15 protein-coding genes are annotated in these 20,672 nt (G+C 29.6%); 12 read left to right on the top strand and 3 right to left on the bottom strand.

Annotated features, from left to right (window positions below):
- Positions 1-195: 195 nt before the first annotated feature.
- The 3 genes from QU666_RS10900 to QU666_RS10890 all read right to left on the bottom strand — a co-directional run bounded on the left by QU666_RS10900 (position 196) and on the right by QU666_RS10890 (position 2,063).
- Entirely contained in the window at positions 196-654 is a 459-nt protein-coding gene (locus QU666_RS10900) for a DUF333 domain-containing protein (protein ID WP_021768062.1), read from the bottom strand.
- Positions 655-773: 119 nt separating this feature from the next.
- Positions 774-1,262, bottom strand: coding sequence for a pantothenate kinase (locus QU666_RS10895; protein ID WP_232218381.1), 489 nt, complete (start codon positions 1,260-1,262; stop codon positions 774-776).
- A gap of 330 nt (positions 1,263-1,592) precedes the next feature.
- A complete protein-coding gene (locus tag QU666_RS10890) occupies positions 1,593-2,063 on the bottom strand; it encodes a hypothetical protein (protein ID WP_021768060.1) in 471 nt (156 codons plus the stop codon).
- 242 nt (positions 2,064-2,305) lie between these two features.
- On the opposite strand from QU666_RS10890, the gene QU666_RS10885 reads away from it, so the two are divergent.
- The 12 genes from QU666_RS10885 to QU666_RS10830 all read left to right on the top strand — a co-directional run bounded on the left by QU666_RS10885 (position 2,306) and on the right by QU666_RS10830 (position 20,046).
- Positions 2,306-4,471: a Tex family protein gene (locus QU666_RS10885; RefSeq protein ID WP_021768059.1), complete on the top strand. Its 2,166-nt coding sequence runs from the start codon at positions 2,306-2,308 to the stop codon at positions 4,469-4,471.
- 126 nt (positions 4,472-4,597) lie between these two features.
- Positions 4,598-6,187 (top strand): L-lactate permease, encoded by a 1,590-nt coding sequence (locus tag QU666_RS10880; RefSeq protein WP_021768058.1) that lies wholly within the window; start codon positions 4,598-4,600, stop codon positions 6,185-6,187.
- Between the two features lie 239 nt (positions 6,188-6,426).
- Positions 6,427-9,219 (top strand): isoleucine--tRNA ligase, encoded by a 2,793-nt coding sequence (gene ileS / locus QU666_RS10875; RefSeq protein ID WP_021768057.1) that lies wholly within the window; start codon positions 6,427-6,429, stop codon positions 9,217-9,219.
- Between the two features lie 106 nt (positions 9,220-9,325).
- Positions 9,326-9,793: a signal peptidase II gene (lspA, locus tag QU666_RS10870; protein WP_021768056.1), complete on the top strand. Its 468-nt coding sequence runs from the start codon at positions 9,326-9,328 to the stop codon at positions 9,791-9,793.
- A 409-nt stretch (positions 9,794-10,202) separates the two neighbouring features.
- Positions 10,203-11,072, top strand: coding sequence for a glycine--tRNA ligase subunit alpha (gene glyQ, locus QU666_RS10865; protein ID WP_021769413.1), 870 nt, complete (start codon positions 10,203-10,205; stop codon positions 11,070-11,072).
- Between the two features lie 56 nt (positions 11,073-11,128).
- Positions 11,129-12,394, top strand: a complete 1,266-nt coding sequence (locus tag QU666_RS10860; RefSeq protein WP_021769412.1) for an ATP-binding protein — start codon at positions 11,129-11,131, stop codon at positions 12,392-12,394.
- Complete coding sequence (locus QU666_RS10855; protein WP_021769411.1) at positions 12,391-12,933, top strand: hypothetical protein; 543 nt, start codon at positions 12,391-12,393, stop codon at positions 12,931-12,933. Before QU666_RS10860 ends, QU666_RS10855 begins: the two co-directional genes overlap by 4 nt.
- Positions 12,934-12,983: 50 nt before the next feature.
- Positions 12,984-15,020 (top strand): glycine--tRNA ligase subunit beta, encoded by a 2,037-nt coding sequence (gene glyS, locus QU666_RS10850; protein ID WP_021769410.1) that lies wholly within the window; start codon positions 12,984-12,986, stop codon positions 15,018-15,020.
- 444 nt (positions 15,021-15,464) lie between these two features.
- The gene (locus tag QU666_RS10845) at positions 15,465-16,562 is read left to right on the top strand and encodes an OmpA family protein (protein WP_021769409.1); all 1,098 of its coding nucleotides are present in this window, start codon (positions 15,465-15,467) and stop codon (positions 16,560-16,562) included.
- Positions 16,563-16,776: 214 nt separating this feature from the next.
- The gene (locus QU666_RS10840) at positions 16,777-17,070 is read left to right on the top strand and encodes an HPr family phosphocarrier protein (RefSeq protein WP_021769408.1); all 294 of its coding nucleotides are present in this window, start codon (positions 16,777-16,779) and stop codon (positions 17,068-17,070) included.
- A 65-nt stretch (positions 17,071-17,135) separates the two neighbouring features.
- Positions 17,136-18,938 (top strand): S1 RNA-binding domain-containing protein, encoded by a 1,803-nt coding sequence (locus tag QU666_RS10835; RefSeq protein WP_021769407.1) that lies wholly within the window; start codon positions 17,136-17,138, stop codon positions 18,936-18,938.
- 169 nt (positions 18,939-19,107) lie between these two features.
- Positions 19,108-20,046: a branched-chain amino acid transaminase gene (locus QU666_RS10830; protein WP_021769406.1), complete on the top strand. Its 939-nt coding sequence runs from the start codon at positions 19,108-19,110 to the stop codon at positions 20,044-20,046.
- Positions 20,047-20,672: the final 626 nt, after the last annotated feature.

Raw genomic sequence — 20,672 nt, 5'->3', positions numbered from 1 at the left:
TTTAAAATTAATTTTTCATTCGTGATAATTATAGCATATAAAATTAGAAAAAACTTTTAAATATAAGTATTTTTTATATCAATTTTTTCATATTTATTTTAAATTTTGATATTTTTTTAAAAATAATAGGTAATAAAAAATGACAAATTAAAAAATTTGCCATCTTTATAAATAGTATTATAGAGTTTAAGGTTATTAGTTATTTTGTCTGTAATAATCCCATTCGTCAATTTGTGTACCATTTTTAAATTTACACACATTTTTTTGTTTACCTTTTCTGTCTTTAATAGTAACAGAACTTCCGCCTTTATCTACACAAAATTTTGAAGCAGGATTTGGTGATCCTGTTATTATTTCAGCTTCAAAGCTTTGTGGAGTATTATTTTGTCTGTAATATTCCCATTCTTCAATAGTTGTTCCATCTTTTAATTGACAAACTCCATATTCACCTTTGCTACCTTTCACAATAATAGATTTTCCACCTTGTTTTTCACAATAAACGGAAGCAGGGTTTGCCATTCCTACAGTTGGTGCAGGTTTTGAAGTATTAGTTTTATTTTTGTTTCTATTTTTTCTGAAACTAAAACTTGCACTCATTCCTATAACAGATATACCAATTATAAGAGTAGTTACAATTACTTTTAAATTTTTCATTTTTATTCTCCTTTTTATTATTCTTTCTATAGTAATATAACACAGAAAAATTTGATTTTCGTGTATTTATTATTATTTTATGTTTAAAAATTGAAAAATTCAAAAAAGTTAAATTGTAATTAATTAACAGGATATACTATTTTATAATTGTTGTATGGATTTATAATTACCACTTTTTTAAGTTTTGTATCATAGGCATAGGCGTAATCATTATTATTATCACCAAGGGCTCTAAGAAATACATTCTTTTCCAATTTTAATCTGATTTTTTCCTCTTTTACTATCGTTTTATCGTCAGGTATATCAGAATATTTGTAGTCTTTCTGAGTGTTGAAATTATCAGAATAGAGACCTTCAGTAACATAGTGTATTAAAAAATATCCTTTGCTGTCTTTCTGAATTTTAAAACCGTCTGATGAATCTGGATAGCCAAATCTCTTGTTCAAAAGCTTTTCTGGATGCAATTTTCCATCTGTAGTAAATTGCTGATCGAATCCTTTTGCTAATCCGCCTAGAGATTCTTCGTCTTGCTGAATGCTTTGTGTATTATTTTCAGTAATAACACTTTCATTTGCATAAGATACAGCACTTATTGCCAACATTGCCATTAGAACACATAATTTTTTTAAATTCTTTTTCATGATAAATTCTCCTTCTTGATTTATTTTTATAGTAAATAATTTTCTGTTTTATTTTAATATAATTATATACTAACTTTTTTAAAATGTCAAGTAATTTTTTATCATTTTTAATAACGGTAAAATTTATACTGTTAAAAATATATTTCAAATAACTCTAAAATTTATAGATAATCAAAGGAATAAAAAAAGAGAAAACTAACCGCAATAGACAAATAAATTTGCGAAAAGGTCAATTTTCTCACTATTTTTAATAAATATAAGTTATAAAGTTCTGAATAAAATCTCAAAATCAGATTTTTAATCAACTATGAACATTATTCTATAGTTGTTGGCTGGATTTATAAGCACGACCTTTTTAAGTTTTGTATCATAAGCATAAGTTAAACCATCACCATCTACTTCTGTAAGAAAAACATTTTTTACTAATTTTAGCCTAAGCTTTTCCTCTTTTGTTGGTCCAGAACCATCTTTTTCTTCTGATTCATCAATGTACTGTGTTACAAAGTATCCTTTACTATCTTTTTGAATTTTGAAATTGTCTGATGTATCTGTATAATTAAATAATTTATTCAAAAATTTTTCTGCATGCAACTTTCCATCTGTAGTAAATTTTTGATCTATTCCTTTTGCTAATCCACCTGGAAATTCTTCGTCTTGCTGAATGCTTTGTGTATTATTTTCAGCAATAATACTTTCATTTGCATAAGTTACTGCTCCCATTGTTAATACTGCTATCAACAAACATAATTTTTTTAAATTTTTCTTCATGACAAATTCTCCTTTTTATTTGTTTTCAAAATAGCAAATTTTTTATTCTACTTCTTGATTAATAAAATTATATAATAGAATTTACAGTAAGTCAATACTGTTTTTTTTTTGCGATTTTTTTGAAATTTTTTTAGAAAATAGATTGAATAAAATTATTCAACTGGTTATTTTTTATAAATTATGCTAAAATAGATTTTGATAAATTCAAATAAAAAAATCAAACTGTAAATGGAGGAAAGACATTGGATATTGTAGCTAGTGTGGCAAAAGAACTGAACTTTAAAGTGCCGCAAGTGGAAAATACGATAAAACTTTTTGATGAAGGGGCGACTGTACCGTTTATTGCTAGGTATCGGAAGGAAGTTACGGGGAATCTGGATGAGGAGCAGATTCGGGATGTAATTGAGAAAATTACGTATTACAGGAATCTGGAAAAGAGGAAAGAGGAAGTTATAAGGTTGATTGAGGAGCAAGGAAAACTAACTGAGGAATTGCATAAAAGTATTGTAAATGCCATGAAACTGCAGGAAGTGGAAGATCTGTACCTACCTTATAAGAAAAAGAAAAAAACAAAAGCGGATATTGCAAAAGATCAAGGGTTGGAGCCTCTTTCAGAGTTTGCATTAGCCAAAGGGACTACAATGGAGCAACTGGAGAAAGAAGCTGAGAAATATGTTACGGAAGAAGTGGCGGATGTTAAGGCTGCAATTGAAGGAGTGCATTTGATAATTGCTCAGGATATTTCGGAAAATATTAAAATCAGAGAATTTTTAAGGGATAGAATTGCAAAATTTGGTATTTTGACTTCTAAAGTTATTGAGAAAAATAAAGAAAATGATGAAAAAGGTGTTTATCAGGATTATTATGAATATTCGGAGCAAATTGGGAGAAGTGCTTCAAATAGGATTCTTGCGTTAAATCGTGGAGAAAAGGAAAAAATACTGAAAGTTGACATTGATATTGATGAAAAAACAGAAGAAGTTATAACAAACTTTATTCTGAATACTTTTGAAAATAAAAATTTAACAGAATTTTTTAAGGAAGTTATAAAAGATTCGCTGGACAGACTGGCTTATCCATCCATAAAGAATGAAGTGAGAAATATTTATACAGAAAAAGCGGAAGAAGAAGCAATCAACATTTTTTCTGAAAATCTGGAAAAACTATTGTTACAACCGCCTTTATCGAAAAAAACACTTATGGGATTGGATCCAGGATATAGAACAGGCTGCAAGATGGTAATTATTAATAAATATGGATTTTACGAAACAAATGACGTACTTTTTCTTGTAGATGGAGTACATAACGAAAGACAGCTTGCTGCTGCAAAGAAAAAAATATTGGACTATATAGCAAAATATGATGTGGATATTATCGCAATTGGAAATGGAACAGCTTCGAGGGAAACGGAGGCTTTTGTTGCCGATGTAATAAAGGATTCTAAGAAAAAAGTTTCATATCTGATTGCAAATGAGGCTGGGGCTTCAATTTATTCTGCTTCCAAAATTGCTATTGAGGAGTTTCCTGATTTGGATGTTACGGCAAGAGGAGCCATTTCTATTGCAAGAAGAATTCAGGATCCAATGGCAGAACTTGTAAAAATTGATCCAAAATCAATTGGAGTGGGAATGTATCAGCATGATGTAAATCAGAAAAAGTTAAATGAAACTTTGGAACAGACAATTGAGCATGTAGTAAATAACGTAGGAGTCAATATTAATACAGCTTCGTGGGCATTACTAAGTTTTGTTTCTGGAATTAAGAAGAATGTGGCAAAAAATCTTGTGGATTATAGGCACGAAAATGGTGATTTTAAGGACAGAAAACAGCTTAAAAAAGTAAAAGGGCTGGGAGATAAGGCATTTGAGCAGATGGCAGGATTTGTGGTTGTGCCTGATAGTAAAAATCCGCTTGATAATACGATTATCCATCCAGAATCATATCACATCGCAGAAATTATCTTGAAGGAAGCTGGTTGTAAAGTTGAGGATTTAAAAGAAGATTTGGATGTTGTAAGACAAAAATTGCAGAAAATAGATTTGGAAAAAATTATTAAAGAAAATGATTTTGGAAGGGAAACTGCGAAGGATGTATATGAAGCGCTGTTAAAGGATAGACGTGATCCCCGTGATGAATTTGAAAAACCGCTTTTACGTTCAGATGTTTTAAACATGGATGACTTGACAGAAGGGATGGTTCTGGAAGGAACTGTAAGAAATGTAGCAAAATTTGGAGCATTTGTTGACATAGGGTTAAAAAATGATGCATTGATTCATATTTCTGAAATAGCAGAAAAATTTGTTTCAGACGCTACAAAGGAACTTTCTGTGGGACAAATTATAAAAGTTAAGATATTGTCGTTGGATAAGGAAAGAGGAAGAGTGGGACTTACGAGAAAAGGACTGTAAAATATAAAGGGCTGTATAAAAATAGCTTGTTTAGAAAAAAATTTGTACTTTTTTAAAAAATTTGATAAGATATAGTATAAGATGTTAATTGTTTTAAGAAAATTATAGAAAGAAGGTTAGGAAGAAATGGAATTTTTAGCAGGTTTAATACCATTTTTTGTGGGATTGATACCAATAATTTTATTTTTGGTATTGTTGGCTGTATTGAAAAAATCGGCTATGTTTAGTGCTTATACAAGTTTAGCGGTGGCTATTATTTTAACATTTGTTGTAAAGAAATGGAATATGCCAATACCGGGAATTATTGCTTCAATATTTGAAGGATTTTCGGTGGCGTGGATGCCAATTGGATTTGTAGTAATAGCTGCGTTATTTGCTTATGATTTATCTGTGAAAACTGGAAAGATTGAAACAGTTAAGAAAATGTTAGGAAACATTTCATCAGATAAAAGAGCACAGGCATTAATACTTGCTTGGGGATTTGGTGGATTTATAGAAGGTATTGCAGGATATGGAACAGCAGTTGCAATTCCAGCAGCAATAATGGTTTCACTTGGATTTAATCCATTAAATGCGGCATTAATTTGTCTGATTGCTAACTCTACACCGACAGCATTTGGTACAGTTGGACTGCCAGTTACAACAATGGTTTCAAAATTAGGTCTAAATCCTACTCAGACAGCATTGTTCACATCATTGTTACTGTTACTATTAACATGTATTATACCATTTATCATTGTTCAAATGGCTAACAAGGAAATAGAAGAAGGGAAAAATCCAGCTTTTGGAAAAGGAATTTTGGCAGTAATCATAGCTTCAGTTTTGGGATATTTGATTCAACCGATTATAGCTGGGACAATGGGAGCTGAATTAACAACAATCTTATCAAGTTTGCTTGCAATGGTTTTAATGATTCTTGCAATTAAATTCTTTATTAAGGAAGAAGAAGGATTTGAAAAAGAGCCAGTTACAGGTAAGGAAGCATTTTTGGCATGGTTACCATACATATTAATGATAATATTAATAATCGGAACAAGTCCAGTTGTGGAACACATTCATTCTTTACTAGAACCTACAACAACTAAATTTAACTTTGCTTTAGGAAATCAGGCTAAATGGTTCAACGAAAATGGAGCAGACCCGTCAGTAACATTCAAATGGATTTTAGCACCAGCTGCACCATTATTTGTAGCAACAGTTATCGCAGGATTTATCCAAAGAGCTAAAATTAAAGATATGGGAGAAGTTCTATGGCACACAACAGTTCATAAAATACCATCACTTGTGGTAATTATGGGAATTGTTGCTTTATCAGTAGTTATGAAGCATAGTGGAATGATTCAAAGCATTGCAGATGGATTCGTAAGCCTTACTGGTAAAGGATTTCCTTTAATCTCGCCATTCTTAGGAACAATTGGAACATTTGTTACAGGAAGTGATTTGTCGTCTAACTTGTTATTCGGAGATTTGCAGGCAAGTGTTGCTAATGGACTAAAACCAGGTAGTGATGTATTAAAAGAATTATTTATCGCTGCAAATACTGCGGGAGCTACAGGTGGTAAGATGATTTCACCTCAAAATATAGCGATTGCAGCTTCGACAGTTGGATTAGTTGGAAAAGAAGGAGATATGTTGAAATTCACTATTAAATATTCTGTAGTGTATGCGATAATTTTAGGGGTTTTAACTTTTGTTGGAAGTGGAATGATACATTAAATAAAAATATAAAAAATTTGAATTAAAATTTAGAATTGAAAATATAAAATTTCGGAACAGGTGAAATGAATAAGTCTATCATTCCTTGTTTCGATTTTTAAATATATACTTGAGCATAGCAAAATTATTTTGAAATCAACCTTAAAAACTATGTATATTTTATTAAAATCTTAGTAATATTTAGTATTTTAGGTTAGATATTAAAAAGTTCGAGTATACTTTAAAATATAGGAGGAGAAATGTCAGAAAACAATAACATGGAAGAAAAAGTTGATTATGCAAAAACGCTGAATTTACCAAAGACGAGCTTTAAAATGAAAGCTAATCTGGCTCAAAAAGAACCTTTAACATTAAGGGACTGGAAAAAAGCTGAAATTTATGAAAAATCATTGAATGAAGGGGCACCATTTTTTGTGCTGCACGATGGTCCTCCGTATGCAAATGGAGATATTCACATTGGGCATGCGTTAAATAAAATATTAAAGGATATTATCTTAAAATATAAAAGGCTTAGAGGATATAACGCACCATATATTCCAGGATGGGATACACATGGTCTTCCTATCGAATGGAAAATAATGGAAGAACTTGGAGAAAAGGCAAAAAATATGACTCCACTGCAAATTAGGCAGGAATGTAAAAAATATGCTTTAAAATGGGTAGAAAAACAAAAAGAAGGATTTAAAAGGCTTGGAATTTTAGGAAACTGGGATAATCCTTATATTACTTTAATGCCTGAATATGAAGCGGAACAGTTAAAAGTATTTAAGGAAATTTACGAAAATGGTTATGTTTATAAAGGGCTAAAACCAGTTTACTGGTCGCCTACTACTGAAACAGCTTTGGCTGAAGCGGAAATTGAGTACAAGGATGTAGAATCTCATTCAATTTATGTAAAATTTGAAGGGACACAGGATTTATTGGATAAATTAGGAGTGGAAGAGGCAAGTATTCTTATTTGGACAACAACGCCTTGGACATTGCCTGCAAACTTGGGAGTATTTTTACATCCTGAATTTGACTACGGATTATACAAAACAGAAAAAGGGAATTTAGTTTTAGCAAAAGAACTAGCTGAAACTGTATTTAACACACTTGGAATTTCTTATGAATTATTGAAGGAATTTAAAGGAACTGAACTTGAGAAAACTCATTATAGACATCCGTTCTTGGATAGAGAAGGGTTAGTAATGCTTGGAGATTATGTTACGGCTGATGCAGGGACTGGAGCAGTACACTCGGCACCTGGACATGGGGCGGACGATTACAATTATTCACGAAAATACGAACTTGGAGTATTGTCGCCAGTTGATGACAGAGGGCATATGACAAAGGAAGCTGGAAAATACGAAGGAATGTTTTATGCAAAAGCAAGCAATGTAATTGTGCAGGACTTGACAGAAAGTGGACATTTACTGCATCACAGTAAATTTGTTCACTCGTATCCGCATGACTGGAGAAGTAAAAAACCTGTAATTTTCAGAGCGACTGAGCAATGGTTCATTAGTGTTGATGAAAGCGATATTAGGGAAAATGCGATAAAAGCACTAGACGATGTGGAATTTGTACCATCTTGGGGTAAAAATAGAATTGGTTCAATGTTAGAAACTCGTCCAGACTGGACTATTTCAAGACAAAGAGTATGGGGAGTACCAATACCATTGTTCTACAATAGAGCGACTGATGAAGTTATTTATGAGCCGGAAATTATGGACAGAGTAATTGAAATGGTAAAAAACGAAGGAACTGACATTTGGTGGAAATATGAAGCCAAAGAAATTATTGGGGATGAACTTTTAGAAAAATATAACTTGAAAGATGTGGATATTAGAAAAGAAAGAAGTATAATGGATGTCTGGTTTGACTCAGGAGTTTCACATAGAAGTGTGCTAGTGCCAAGAAACTTGCCAAGACCAGCAGACTTGTACCTTGAAGGAAGTGACCAGCATAGAGGTTGGTTCCAATCTTCATTGTTGACATCAATTGCAAGTACAAAAGATGCACCTTATAAGAGAATCCTAACTCACGGATTCACAATGGATGGGCAAGGAAGAAAAATGTCTAAATCTTTAGGAAACACAATACTTCCAAAAGATATTACAGAAAAATATGGAGCAGATATTTTAAGACTGTGGGTATCTTCAGTAGATTACAGAGAAGATGTTAGAATTTCAGAAAATATTTTACAGCAAATGTCTGACGCTTATAGAAGAATCAGAAATACAGCCAGATTTTTGATGGGTAACTTAAATGATTTTGATTATGCAAATGATAAAGTTGACTACAATGATATGTTTGAAATTGACAAGTGGGCAATGCACAAACTGGAAGAATTGAAGGCTAAAACAACAGAATTTTATGATAAATACGAATTTTACAGTCTATTCCAGGAAATTACATATTTCTGCTCAATGGAAATGTCTTCATTCTATCTGGACATAGTAAAAGATAGACTTTACTGCGAAGGAACAACTTCAATTGAAAGAAGAAGCACACAGACTGTATTGACAGAAGTTCTGAAAGTGTTGGTAAGAATAATTTCCCCAGTATTATCATTCACAGCTGATGAAATTTGGGAAAGAATTCCAGAAGCATTAAAAGAAGAAGAAAGTGTACATTTATCTAAATGGATTGAAGCAAATCCTGAATACTTAAACGAAGAATTGGCAGAAAAATGGGATAAAATCGCACGTCTAAGAAGAGAAGTAAACAAAAAGCTGGAAGCAGAAAGACAAACTGGATTAATAGGACATTCTCTTGATGCGAGAGTTATTTTAAATATTGCCAATGATGAATATTCATTTATAAAAGATTATACAGAAAATGAAGTTTCTGACTTGTTTATCGTATCTCAAGTTAAATTTGTAAATGATAATTTAGCAGAAAGCGAAATCGAAGGAATTAACATCGCTGTAGAAAAAGCCTCTGGAGAAAAATGTGAAAGATGCTGGAAATACGACGAAGAAGTTGGACATAATCACAATCATCCAGATGTATGCCCAAGATGTGCAAGCGTTCTGGAAAAAATGTAACATAAAATTTATTTTGTAAAATAGGACTAAATACAGCTAAATAAAAATAACTTATTTAGTTCGTTTTTTACAAATATGTGTTAATAAAAAATGTGAGGAGAAAAGAATGCCTTATATAATTATTATTTTGGTTTTAGCTGGATTAGATCAGATTACAAAGCAGTTAATGTTGAATGTGTCAGGTGGAGTACAAGGTTTTTCTATACCAATAATAGATAAATTCTTTCACTTGACTTATGTTGAAAATCACGGCGGAGTTTTCGGTCTATTGCAAGGAAAAATCAATTTATTTACAATAGCAAGTGCAGTTCTGATTATATACGTGATCGCTGTAGAGTACAAAAACTTTAAAAACTATAGCAAATGGACAAAAATAGGAGTAGCAGTAATTGCCGCTGGAGCTATGGGAAATATGATTGACAGAATTCTTCGTGGATACGTAATTGACATGATAGATTTTCGAGGCATCTGGGCTTTCGTATTCAATGTAGCAGATATGTATGTGCATATTGGTATTTATATTATTGTAATTGATTATTTAGCGAGAAAATATTTGAAAAATAGTAAAAAGTAGTTACGAATATCTAAATTAAACTTTATTGATTAACAATACTTTTTTATGTAATTTATATGTTTTTTCTTTTTTATAAAGCAAAGGGGAACAGTCGCCATCCCTTTTGCAAACCCGGCTTGTCTAAGCATTTTTTTGAAATGAAATTGAAACTCGCTTTTTAATAAAAATTATTATCAACTCTTAAATTGATTATGATTTAAAAATTTTTAAAAAGCTCGGACAGTCAATTTCATTCAAAAAAAATCACGACAGTTTTAGTTTAGTTACACAAGATAATTTAATTAAATATGAAAAAGAAAAATATTTAATAAATTTGATAAATATAAAGTTGTTATGTTATTTATAGATTTAATTTATTAAAGATATTTTAGATAGAAAAATATAAAAAATAGAGAAAGGATAGAGATAAATGACTTTTCAGGAAATTATATTAACTCTTCAAAAGTTCTGGGGAGATAAAGGGTGTATAATATCAAATCCGTATGATATTGAAACAGGTGCGGGAACGTTTAATCCAGACACTTTTTTAATGTCGTTAGGTCCTGAGCCTTGGAATGTTGCCTATGTTGAGCCATCACGTCGTCCAAAAGATGGAAGATATGGTGAAAATCCCAACAGAGTGTACCAGCATCATCAGTTTCAGGTAATTATGAAACCATCGCCAGAAAATATTCAGGAACTTTATTTAGAAAGTTTAGTGGCATTAGGAATTAATCCTAAAGAACACGACATAAGATTTGTGGAAGACAACTGGGAAAGTCCTACACTTGGAGCGTGGGGATTAGGATGGGAAGTTTGGCTGGATGGAATGGAAATTACACAGTTTACATACTTCCAGCAAGTTGGAGGACTGGAAGTTGACATAGTTCCATCAGAAATAACTTACGGACTTGAAAGAATTGCACTTTATTTGCAAAATAAGGACGATGTAAAAGATTTGGAATGGACAAAAGGCGTAAAATATGGAGAAAGAAGATTCCAGTTTGAATACGAATTATCAAAATACAGCTTTGAAGTGGCAGACGTTCCAATGCACTTCCAACTTTTTGATATGTACGAAAAGGAAGCTCAAAATTGCCTAAACAACGACTTAGTATTCCCAGCCTACGAATACGTTCTAAAATGTTCACACACATTTAATAACCTTGACGCAAGAGGTGCAATCAGTACAACAGAAAGAATGTCCTACATTTTAAGAATCAGGGATTTGGCTAAGAAGTGTGCAGAGAAATTTGTGGAGGCAAGGGAGAGATTAGGATTCCCGTTGTTGAATAAGTAAAAATATAGAAGAGGGGGAAATTTTTATGATTTATAAAAAGAGAGGAAAGGAAATAATTGAAATTAACAATAAATAATATTGGTAAATTGAAAAATGCTGAAGTAGAAATTAATGGTATAACAGTAATTGCAGGAGAAAATAATACTGGAAAAAGCACAGTTGGAAAAGTTTTGTGGAGTGTTTTTAATAGTTTCTATAAGGTTTATGAACAAATTGAAAAAGAAAGAATTGATTTTGTAAATGAACAGATTTATAGTTATATTAGAAATTTAGACAAATCAGATAATGTAAAGAAAAAAACTTTAGATATGGCAACAGACATTATTCAAAATTATAGTATTTATTATAGAAATGAAGAAAATATAAAAAGCTATATAACAAAAAAATTTAAAGAAAATAATTATTTTATAGGTAATGAAAGAATAGAAGAATTAATTGCCAGTATATATACTATATTAAATATAATTGATACACAAATAATAAGTTTCATTATAGACGAAAAACTATCAGTTGAATTTAATGAAGAAATAATAAATAAAAAAATAGGAAAAGGAAGTTTTGCAAATATAGAATTAAATATTCGAAATAAAATTTTAAATTTTAATATTGAAGAAGGTATAGATGTTGCAGGAGAATTTGTTGAGAATTTGAAAGGAGATATTGATAATTTTGATTTGTTAACAGAAGCAGTATTTATAGACAATCCTTTTATAATTGATGATATAGAAAATATATTTGAACAAAAAAAGAAAAATTACAGACAACATCTAGTTTCAAAACTTTATTACAATAGAAATGAAAATACAGTAAAAAAAATGTATGTAAATGAAAAATTAGAAAAAATTTATAAAAAATTAAATTCTATTGCAAGTGGTAAAATAATCATAAAAAAATTAGATGTTTATTATAAAGATAGAGAAATAGAAATAAATGCTAAAAATTTATCAACAGGACTTAAAACTTTTGCAATTATAAAAATGTTATTACAAAATGGAACTTTAGAAGAAAATGGAACAATCATACTTGATGAACCTGAAATTCATTTACATCCTGAGTGGCAAATAAAATTTGCAGAATTAATTGTGTTGTTACAAAAAGAATTTGGAATGCATATTTTACTTACAACACATAGTCCTTACTTTCTCAAAGCTATCCAAGTTTATTCAAAAAAGTATGAAATATCAGACAAATGTAAATATTATATGAGTGAATTAGATGGAGAACAAGCAATTTTAGTTGACAAGACTAATAATTTGGAGGATATTTTTTACCAATTAACAATTCCTTTTGAAAATTTAATGAACGAGGAAGAATTACTATGATAAACAAAATATCAGAAAATTTTTTAGAAATTTTGGAACAATGTAGAACTACGATGAAAAAAGCGTCTTGGGATAAAGAAAATAAGGAATACATGGTTAAATCTGAATTAGAAGTTATTAATTTTGATAATTTGAAAAGTAAGTATTGTAAAATGATGAAATTAAATGGTGAAGGTATCAAATCAAACGATGTTTTATTTATAAAAAATGATAAATTCGTATTTATTGAGTTTAAAAATGGTAAAAATATTAAAAGGTATGATTTACAGCAAAAAAATTATGATAGCATTTTGATATTTAATGATATTTTTAATAAGACATTGAAAGATACAAGAATAGAAATGGACTATATATTGGTGTATAATAGTAAGTACAATGAAAAACTTGGAGGACAATTTCTAGGAAAAATGAAAATTGTAACTGAGAAATTAGGATTAGAAAAATTTGAAAAATATTTTTTCAATAAAGTACACACTTACTCAAAAGAAGAATTTGAAACAGAATTTGTAAAAAAAATTAAAAATGAAAATATTGTTTAGAAATATTTAGAAGAAATAAAAATGTAAATTTGTAAAGGAGAGAATTAATTATGAATTTTCTTTTTGAAATAGGATTGGAAGAATTGCCTGCACAATATGTGGATCAGGCGGAAAAAGATCTAAAAAAAATAATAGAAAATGAATTAAAATCTGAAAGAATCAAGTTTTCAGGGATTGAGTCGTTTAGTACACCTAGAAGGGTTACTGCGATTATAAAGGATTTGGCTGAAAAACAGGATGATTTGGATAAAAAAAGCGTAGGGCCTTCGATTGAGATTGCATATAAGGATGGGCAGCTTACGAAGGCTGGAGAAGGGTTTGTGAAGTCGCAAGGTGCTACGGTTGATGATATAAAGATTATTGAAAATGAAAAAGGGAAATATATTTCGATTGAAAAATTTATTGCAGGAAAAAATACTAGGGAAATTTTGCCTGAAATATTGAAAAATGCGATAAAAAAAATAGAGTTTGAAAAGTCAATGAAATGGGCGGACAGAACATTTAGGTTTGTAAGGCCAATTAAATGGTTTGTAACTTTGTTTGACAATGGAGAAATTTTGCCTTTTGAGTTTGAAGGTCTAAAAGGTGGAAATAAAACTCGTGGAATGAGATATTTTGCTTCTCAGGACATTGAGATTAATAATCCACTTGACTATGAAAAAATATTGCTTGAAAATTTTGTTATTGTAAATGGTGAAAAAAGAAGAGAAGAAATTTTGAAAAGCATAAGGGAAAATGGTGAAAAGGATGGAGATACTGCTATAATCAATAAATATTTATTGGATGAAGTAGTTAATGTAGTAGAATATCCTTATGCAATAAAAGGTGAATTTAGCAAGGATTATTTACAGCTTCCTGAAGATATTATCACGATTACATTGGAAACTCACCAAAGATATTTTCCAGTAAAAGATAAAGACGGTAAATTATCTAATAAATTTATTGTTATAAGAAATGCGCCTGAATATTCTGAAACTGTAAAAAAAGGGAATGAAAAGGTTGTAGAGCCAAGGCTTGCTGATGCGAAATTCTTCTTTGATGAGGATTTGAAAAATAAATTTGCAGACAATGTGGAAAAACTAAAGGAAGTTACTTTCCAAAAGGATATGGGAACAATTTTTGAAAAAGTTAAAAGAAGTGAGAAAATTGCTGAATATCTGATTTCAGAATTGAACTTGAATGACAAGAAGGAAAATATTATAAGAACTGTGGATTTAGCAAAAGCCGATCTTGTTTCAAATGTAATTGGAGAAAAAGAATTTACAAAATTACAAGGGTTTATGGGTTCAGTTTATGCTCAAAAGCAGGGAGAACATAAAGATGTGGCACTTGGAATTTTTGAGCATTACTTGCCACGTTATCAAGGAGATGAACTACCTACAACTGTGGAAGGCGCTATCGCTGGAATAGCTGATAAGATGGATACAGTAATTGGATGTTTTTCAGTTGGATTAAAACCAACAAGTTCTAAAGACCCTTATGCATTAAGACGTGCTACACAAGGGATTATCCAAGTTGTATTAAATTCAAAATTATCCTTTGACTACAAAGAATTAATTGAAAAGGCTTATGAAATTTTTTCGGCTGATAAAAAAGTGCTGGAAAAAGATGTTGTAAAAGATGTGACCGAGTTCTTTAAACAAAGAATAATTAACGTACTTTCTGAAAAATATAAAAAAGATCTTATAAACTATGAGATAAATCTTGAAAGCAATGTTGTGGAACTTGATAAAAAATTATCTGAACTTCTGAAATTATCACAAACTGAAAACTTTGAAATTTTGATAAATCTTTTAAAACGTGTAAAAAATATTGTAAAAGATGAAAAAAATGAAAATCTAAATATTGACAGTACTTTATTCGAACTGGAAGAAGAAAAGACATTGCATAATTTAGCAAATCAATTGGAAAGTATTGAAAATACAGATTTTTCAAATTATATTGAAACATTGCTAAATAATGCCTCTACAATTAATCGATTTTTTGATAATGTAATAATTAATGTTGATAACGAAAAATTGAAAGAAAATCGTATTGCATTATTGAAAAAATTAGAAATTTCTATTGATAAAATGATAAATATATAAAAACTAAAAATAAAATAATAATAGAAAATCTATAGTTTATTTAGTAAAATAGACTTAGAAAAGAACTTACAATTTGTTAAAAATTTAGATGTATTTAGTTTTTTTGAGCTTGATTTTAAAGTAATTTTTGCTCAAAAAATCAAAAAAAAATAAATTTTTAAAAATGACTTGTAAGTCAAGAAAACTAAGAGTTTTACATAGTAAAAAGTGCTAAACATATAGCTTAAATCAAAGAATTGAATGATTTTTTTATTGACTTTTTATTAAAAAAATGTTATCATATATATGTAAAACAAAAAGTTTTAGCTAAAGAATGTTTTTAATGTAAAAGCTAAAGTATTGATTTTTTACCTAAAATGTTGTATAATTTATTAAGAGGATTAGGAGAAAACAGTACTAATTTAAAAGTTAGAGAAAACAAAATGAAATTCAGGAGGAATTGAAATGAAAAAATTAGTTATTTTAGGAACAGCTTTATTAGCTTTAAATGCTGTAGCATCTGAAGTCCAAGTTAAAGGTGGATATGATTTCTACAGAAAATTTAAAGCAGGTTCAAGTGAATTTAGTGAAGACTATAGATTTAAAAATGGACCAACACTTGGTTTAGAATATATCGTTGACAACCAAGGTGAATTTGAGTGGGGATTAGGAGCAGAATACAAATTATCAGCTAACTCTGGTAAAATCAAAAGAAGAGATGATAATGCTAAATTAATGAGAAATGTTCCAGTTTATGCTTTAGGTAAATTTAATTTAATCACAACTAACAATGGAAATGATGCATTATACGTATTAGGAAGAGCAGGATATAATTTTGCTAAAGAAACTAAAAATGTAAATAATGATGTTAAAGGTGGATTATATGTAGCTGCAGGATTAGGAACTGAATTTGGACCAGTTTCATTAGAAGCTATTTATGAAAGAGCAAACGTTAAAGTTAAAGGAACTAATACTGTAGGAGATGCATATAGAACAAGAAATTATACTGATTCAGTAGGAGTTAGAGTAGGATATAGATTTGGACAATTGAAAAATGACAGATCACCTAAAATCATAACTCAAACTGTGCAAGTACCTGTACCAACTCCAGTACCTGCACCAGCTCCAGAACCAGCACCAATTGTTAATAATACTGCAACATTACCATTTAGCTGTTCAGTAGAAGATAAAAAATGTGTAATTAGAGGATTTAAAGTTGACGGTAGAGTACCTAATGAAAACGAAGCTGCTGACTTGAGAACTATCGCAGGTGTAATTAACCAATTCGCTGATGGTGGATCAATTGATTTTGTTGGACATACAGATTCAACTGGATCAGATGCTTATAACCAAAAATTATCAGTAGCAAGAGCACAAAATGTTGCTAGATTGTTAAGAGACTATGGATTGAAAAACTCAATATCTTATGGAACAATCACTGGACAAGGAGAAAAAAATCCAGCTGATACTAACGATACTGTTGATGGAAGATACAACAACAGAAGAGTCGAATTATTCTTCCAAAACGTTGACTTTAGTAACGTAAGATTTATTAACCAATAATCTTTTAAATTAAAATAGAAATTTATAAGTATTCAGAGGGACATTTAATTATGTCTCTCTTTTTTTGTTTATATTGATTTTATAAAAAATTTATATAAATATTGATTTTTAATGCAATAAATGATACTATTTACATAGGTTTATATTCGTATTGTTTAAATTTTGATATTAAATATCGTAAAACAAAGCATTTGAACAATCAGGAAGGAAAGTTATGAAGGAAATTGTTGTGGAAATAAAAAATGAACAGGGAGTTCATGCACGTCCTGCAGGGCAAATTGTAAATATTGCAAAACGATACAAAGTAACTTTGGAAATAGAAAAAATTGGAGAAAATGAAATTATTGATGGAAAAAATGTATTTGGAGTGATGACTCTTGGAGCAGCAAAAGGAGAACAATTAAAACTTAGGGCTGTTTCAGAAAATGGAGAGAACCTTGATGAAGAAAGTAAACTATTGGAAGAATTAAGACAAATAATTGAAATTGATAAATTTTTTGAAAAATAATTTTATAAACAAAATATAAAGAAGGGAGAAAGAACTAGCTAATATAAGTAGTTCTAGAGTACAAAATGAACGAAAAAGAATTTGAAGTATTGTTGGAAGATTATTTGCCAGAAGAAAAAAAATCTGGAGATGTAGTGGAAGGAGTAATCACTAGAAAAGAGCTTGATTTCGGATTTCTTGATTTGAATGCAAAAAAAGAAGGAAGAATTTATGCTAGTGAAGTTAAAGATTTTGAAATAGGAGATAAAATTGAAGTAAAAGTTTTAAGAGAAGATGAAGACAATATCATTGTTTCAAAATTTTTATTGGATAAGGCAAAAGAACTAGCCTCATTTAATGTAGACGACATTGTAACAGGAGAAATTATTAAGAAAATTAAAGGTGGATACACTGTAAAAATTGGAAAAAATGAAGCATTTCTACCATTTTCACTTGCCAGATTTGACAAAAATAAAGATTATACAGGACAAAAATTTAAATTTTTAATAAAAGAAAAAAATAAGAGCAACATAACTATTTCAAGAAGTGACTTAATAAAAATTGAAGAAGAAAAATACTTTGAAAAAGTAAATATTGGAGATGTAGTTACTGGTAAAATTAAGGAAGTATTCGATTTTGGTATTATTTTGGACTTGGAAGCAACTAGTGGATTTATTCATATATCTGAAATTTCTTGGGATCAAGTGGATAATTTGACTGAAAAATATGAAATTGGTAATGAAATAAGTGCTAAAATTATTGAGAAAGATGCTGAAAAAAATAGATTGAAATTAAGCATAAAACAATTATCAGAAGACCCTTGGGTTACATTTGCGGCAAGCCATAATGTAGGAGATGTAGTTGAGGCAGTTGTGAAGGATGTGCTTGATTTTGGGTTAGTTGTAACTGTTGATGGAAATTCTGGATTTGTACATGTGTCAGAGTTGGCTTGGCACAATGGAGCTAAAGAGCTTAAAAACTATAAGGAAGGAGACAAATTTTCTGCAGAAATTATTCAAATTGAAGATGAAAAGAAAAATGTTAAGTTAAGTGTAAAACAATTGTCAGAAAACCCTTGGGATACAGTTAAGGAAAAATACCACATCGGAGATATTATCGAAAAACCAATAACAGAAGTATTTGACTTTGGATTATTAATTTCATTGGAAAAAGATATTGACGGACTTTTACATGTATCTGACTTGTCGTATAAGAGAGAAACTAACTTGTCTTCAAAATATAAGGCAGGAGACGTAATCAAATTTAAAATAGTTGACTTTAATGATGAAAAAAATAGAATTACTTTGAGTGCTAAAGCATTGCTTGATGACAGATGGGAAGTTCTTGAGGAAACTTATGACTTTGATAATGAGTTTAAAGGAAAAGTTATGAATGTTCAAGATTACGGAATTTTTGTAGAACTTGAAAAAGGAATCGAAGTGTTTATTCATAAAAATGAATTTTCATGGGACAGAAAAGAACATAAAGAATATAAAGTTGGCGATGAAGTAGAATTTAAAGTAATAGTAGTTGATAAACTTGATAAAAAACTTTCTGGAAGTATCAAGCAACTTGAAAAATCGCCTTGGAAGGAAGTTACAGAGCAATATAAGAAAGGGAATATTGTGAATACTGAGATTGTGGAAATCCAAGAAAACTTTGTACTTGTTAAATTGACAGACAGATTTAACGGAATTATACCAAAACGGGAATTGGCAGAGGAAGTTTTGAAGGATATTTCTGAAAAATTCTCTGTTGGAGATAAAGTTGAGGCTGTAATTACGGATATTAATGATAAGAGAAAATCAATTGCATTATCTGTAAAAAAAGTTCAGGAAATGGAAGAGAAAAAAGAGCTGGATGAACTTATGAAAGTTTATGGAGTCTAATTTTACAAATTCAAAATATAATAAAATTAAGAAAAAATTATAATTTTAGCATTTAAATATATATAATATATATAGTTAATTATAAAAAATAAATTTTACATAATTTTAAAAAAGTGCTAAAATATAAAAGTAAATATTAGAATACTGAAATACATGGAGGTAAAATTAGATGGCAAAGACAGAATTTATGAAATTTGCATATTTCGATAAAGAAATAGTGGAATTTGAAAAAGCAACAGTTAGTATTGCTACACACAGTTTACAATATGGAACAACTTGCTTTGGCGGAATCAGAGGATATTACAGAAATGGGAAAGTAGCGATTTTTAGACTGAAAGATCACTATATAAGATTAATGAATGCGTCAAAAATGTTAGGATTTGAATATTTTATAACTTGGGATGAATTTAAGGATATTGTTACAGAATTAGTTAAGAAAAATGATGTAAAAGAAGACTTTTATATGCGTCCATTCGTATTTTGTAAAGAGCCTAGATTGTCACCTAAAAAAGCAGGATTAGACTTTGATTTAGCAATTTACATGCTGCCGCTTGCAGATTATGTAAGTACAGAAGGTGGACTGAACTTAATGAGTTCGACTTATAGAAAATATAATGATTCGGCAATTCCTACGAAAGCGAAAGCAGGAGGTTCATACATTAACTCGTTCCTTGCGACAAGTGACGCTCAAAGAAACGGTTATGATGATGCATTAATGTTTGATGATGCTGGAAATGTGGTAGAAGTGTCAGTTGCAAATATAATACTGGTTTACAGAGGGCAAATAATAATCCCTGATACTGGAAACGCAGCTCTTGAAGGGATTACAGTAAGATCGGCATTGGAATTACTGGAACACAATGGATATAAAATAAATCGTGGAAAAATCGACAGATCAATGGTATTCACAGCAGACGAACTGCTAGTAACAGGAACAGCAATGAAAATTACTTATGCAGAATCATTGGACAAACGTCCTATTGGGCAGTTAGACTTTAATGCAAAACCACAAGCAGGTAAATTTCATAAATTGTTAAAATCAGAATATGAAAAAGTAATCAATGGAGAACATGAATTGTCTTCTGAATGGTTATTTATTGTAGAATAAAGGTAAGTACACTGGAAATGTTTGAAAAAGGCATTGAAGGTGTACTTTTTATATTATTATCAATAATTTTTTATTATTTTGAAAAAAACTTGTATTTAAGATAAATTGAGAGTAAAATATAGTTGAAAGAGAAGTGATGATAAGAAAAAATTATTGAAAAATTATAAAAAACTGAAATTTAGATATAATTTTTTACGTTAATTAATTTAATTGTGAGAGAATTAAGGCATGCCAAAAGATTGAAATTTCTTGGGAAATTAAATAGTAATGTAAAATTTGGGAAGAGAGATGGTTATTTAAAAACGTCTCTCTTTTTGTTATTATAAAAAAATCTGATAAAAAAATTTGGATACAAAACTATAATTTTTTTGTTTTAATTATCAGGATAAACCTTTAATACAAGATAAGGGGTTGTGACAATGAGCAATCTTGCCAAAAAAAGAAAAAAACTAATATTAAATTCCATTATAAAATAGAAACTATATAAAAGTTTTAATTCTTTACTCATTCGTTATTTAAACGGGGAATAGTATTAGAACCTATTAAAAAAAATTATAATAAATTAGTTATTTAAATATTGTTTAGATTAAATCAAAAAAACTTTTAAGAAAATTATTTTCTCAAAA

It is taken from the genome of Leptotrichia sp. HMT-225, assembly GCF_030644325.1.
GTDB classification, from domain to species: domain Bacteria; phylum Fusobacteriota; class Fusobacteriia; order Fusobacteriales; family Leptotrichiaceae; genus Leptotrichia; species Leptotrichia massiliensis.
Note: the sequence above shows the minus strand (reverse complement) of the source record. Positions and strands in the feature narration are given on the sequence as shown.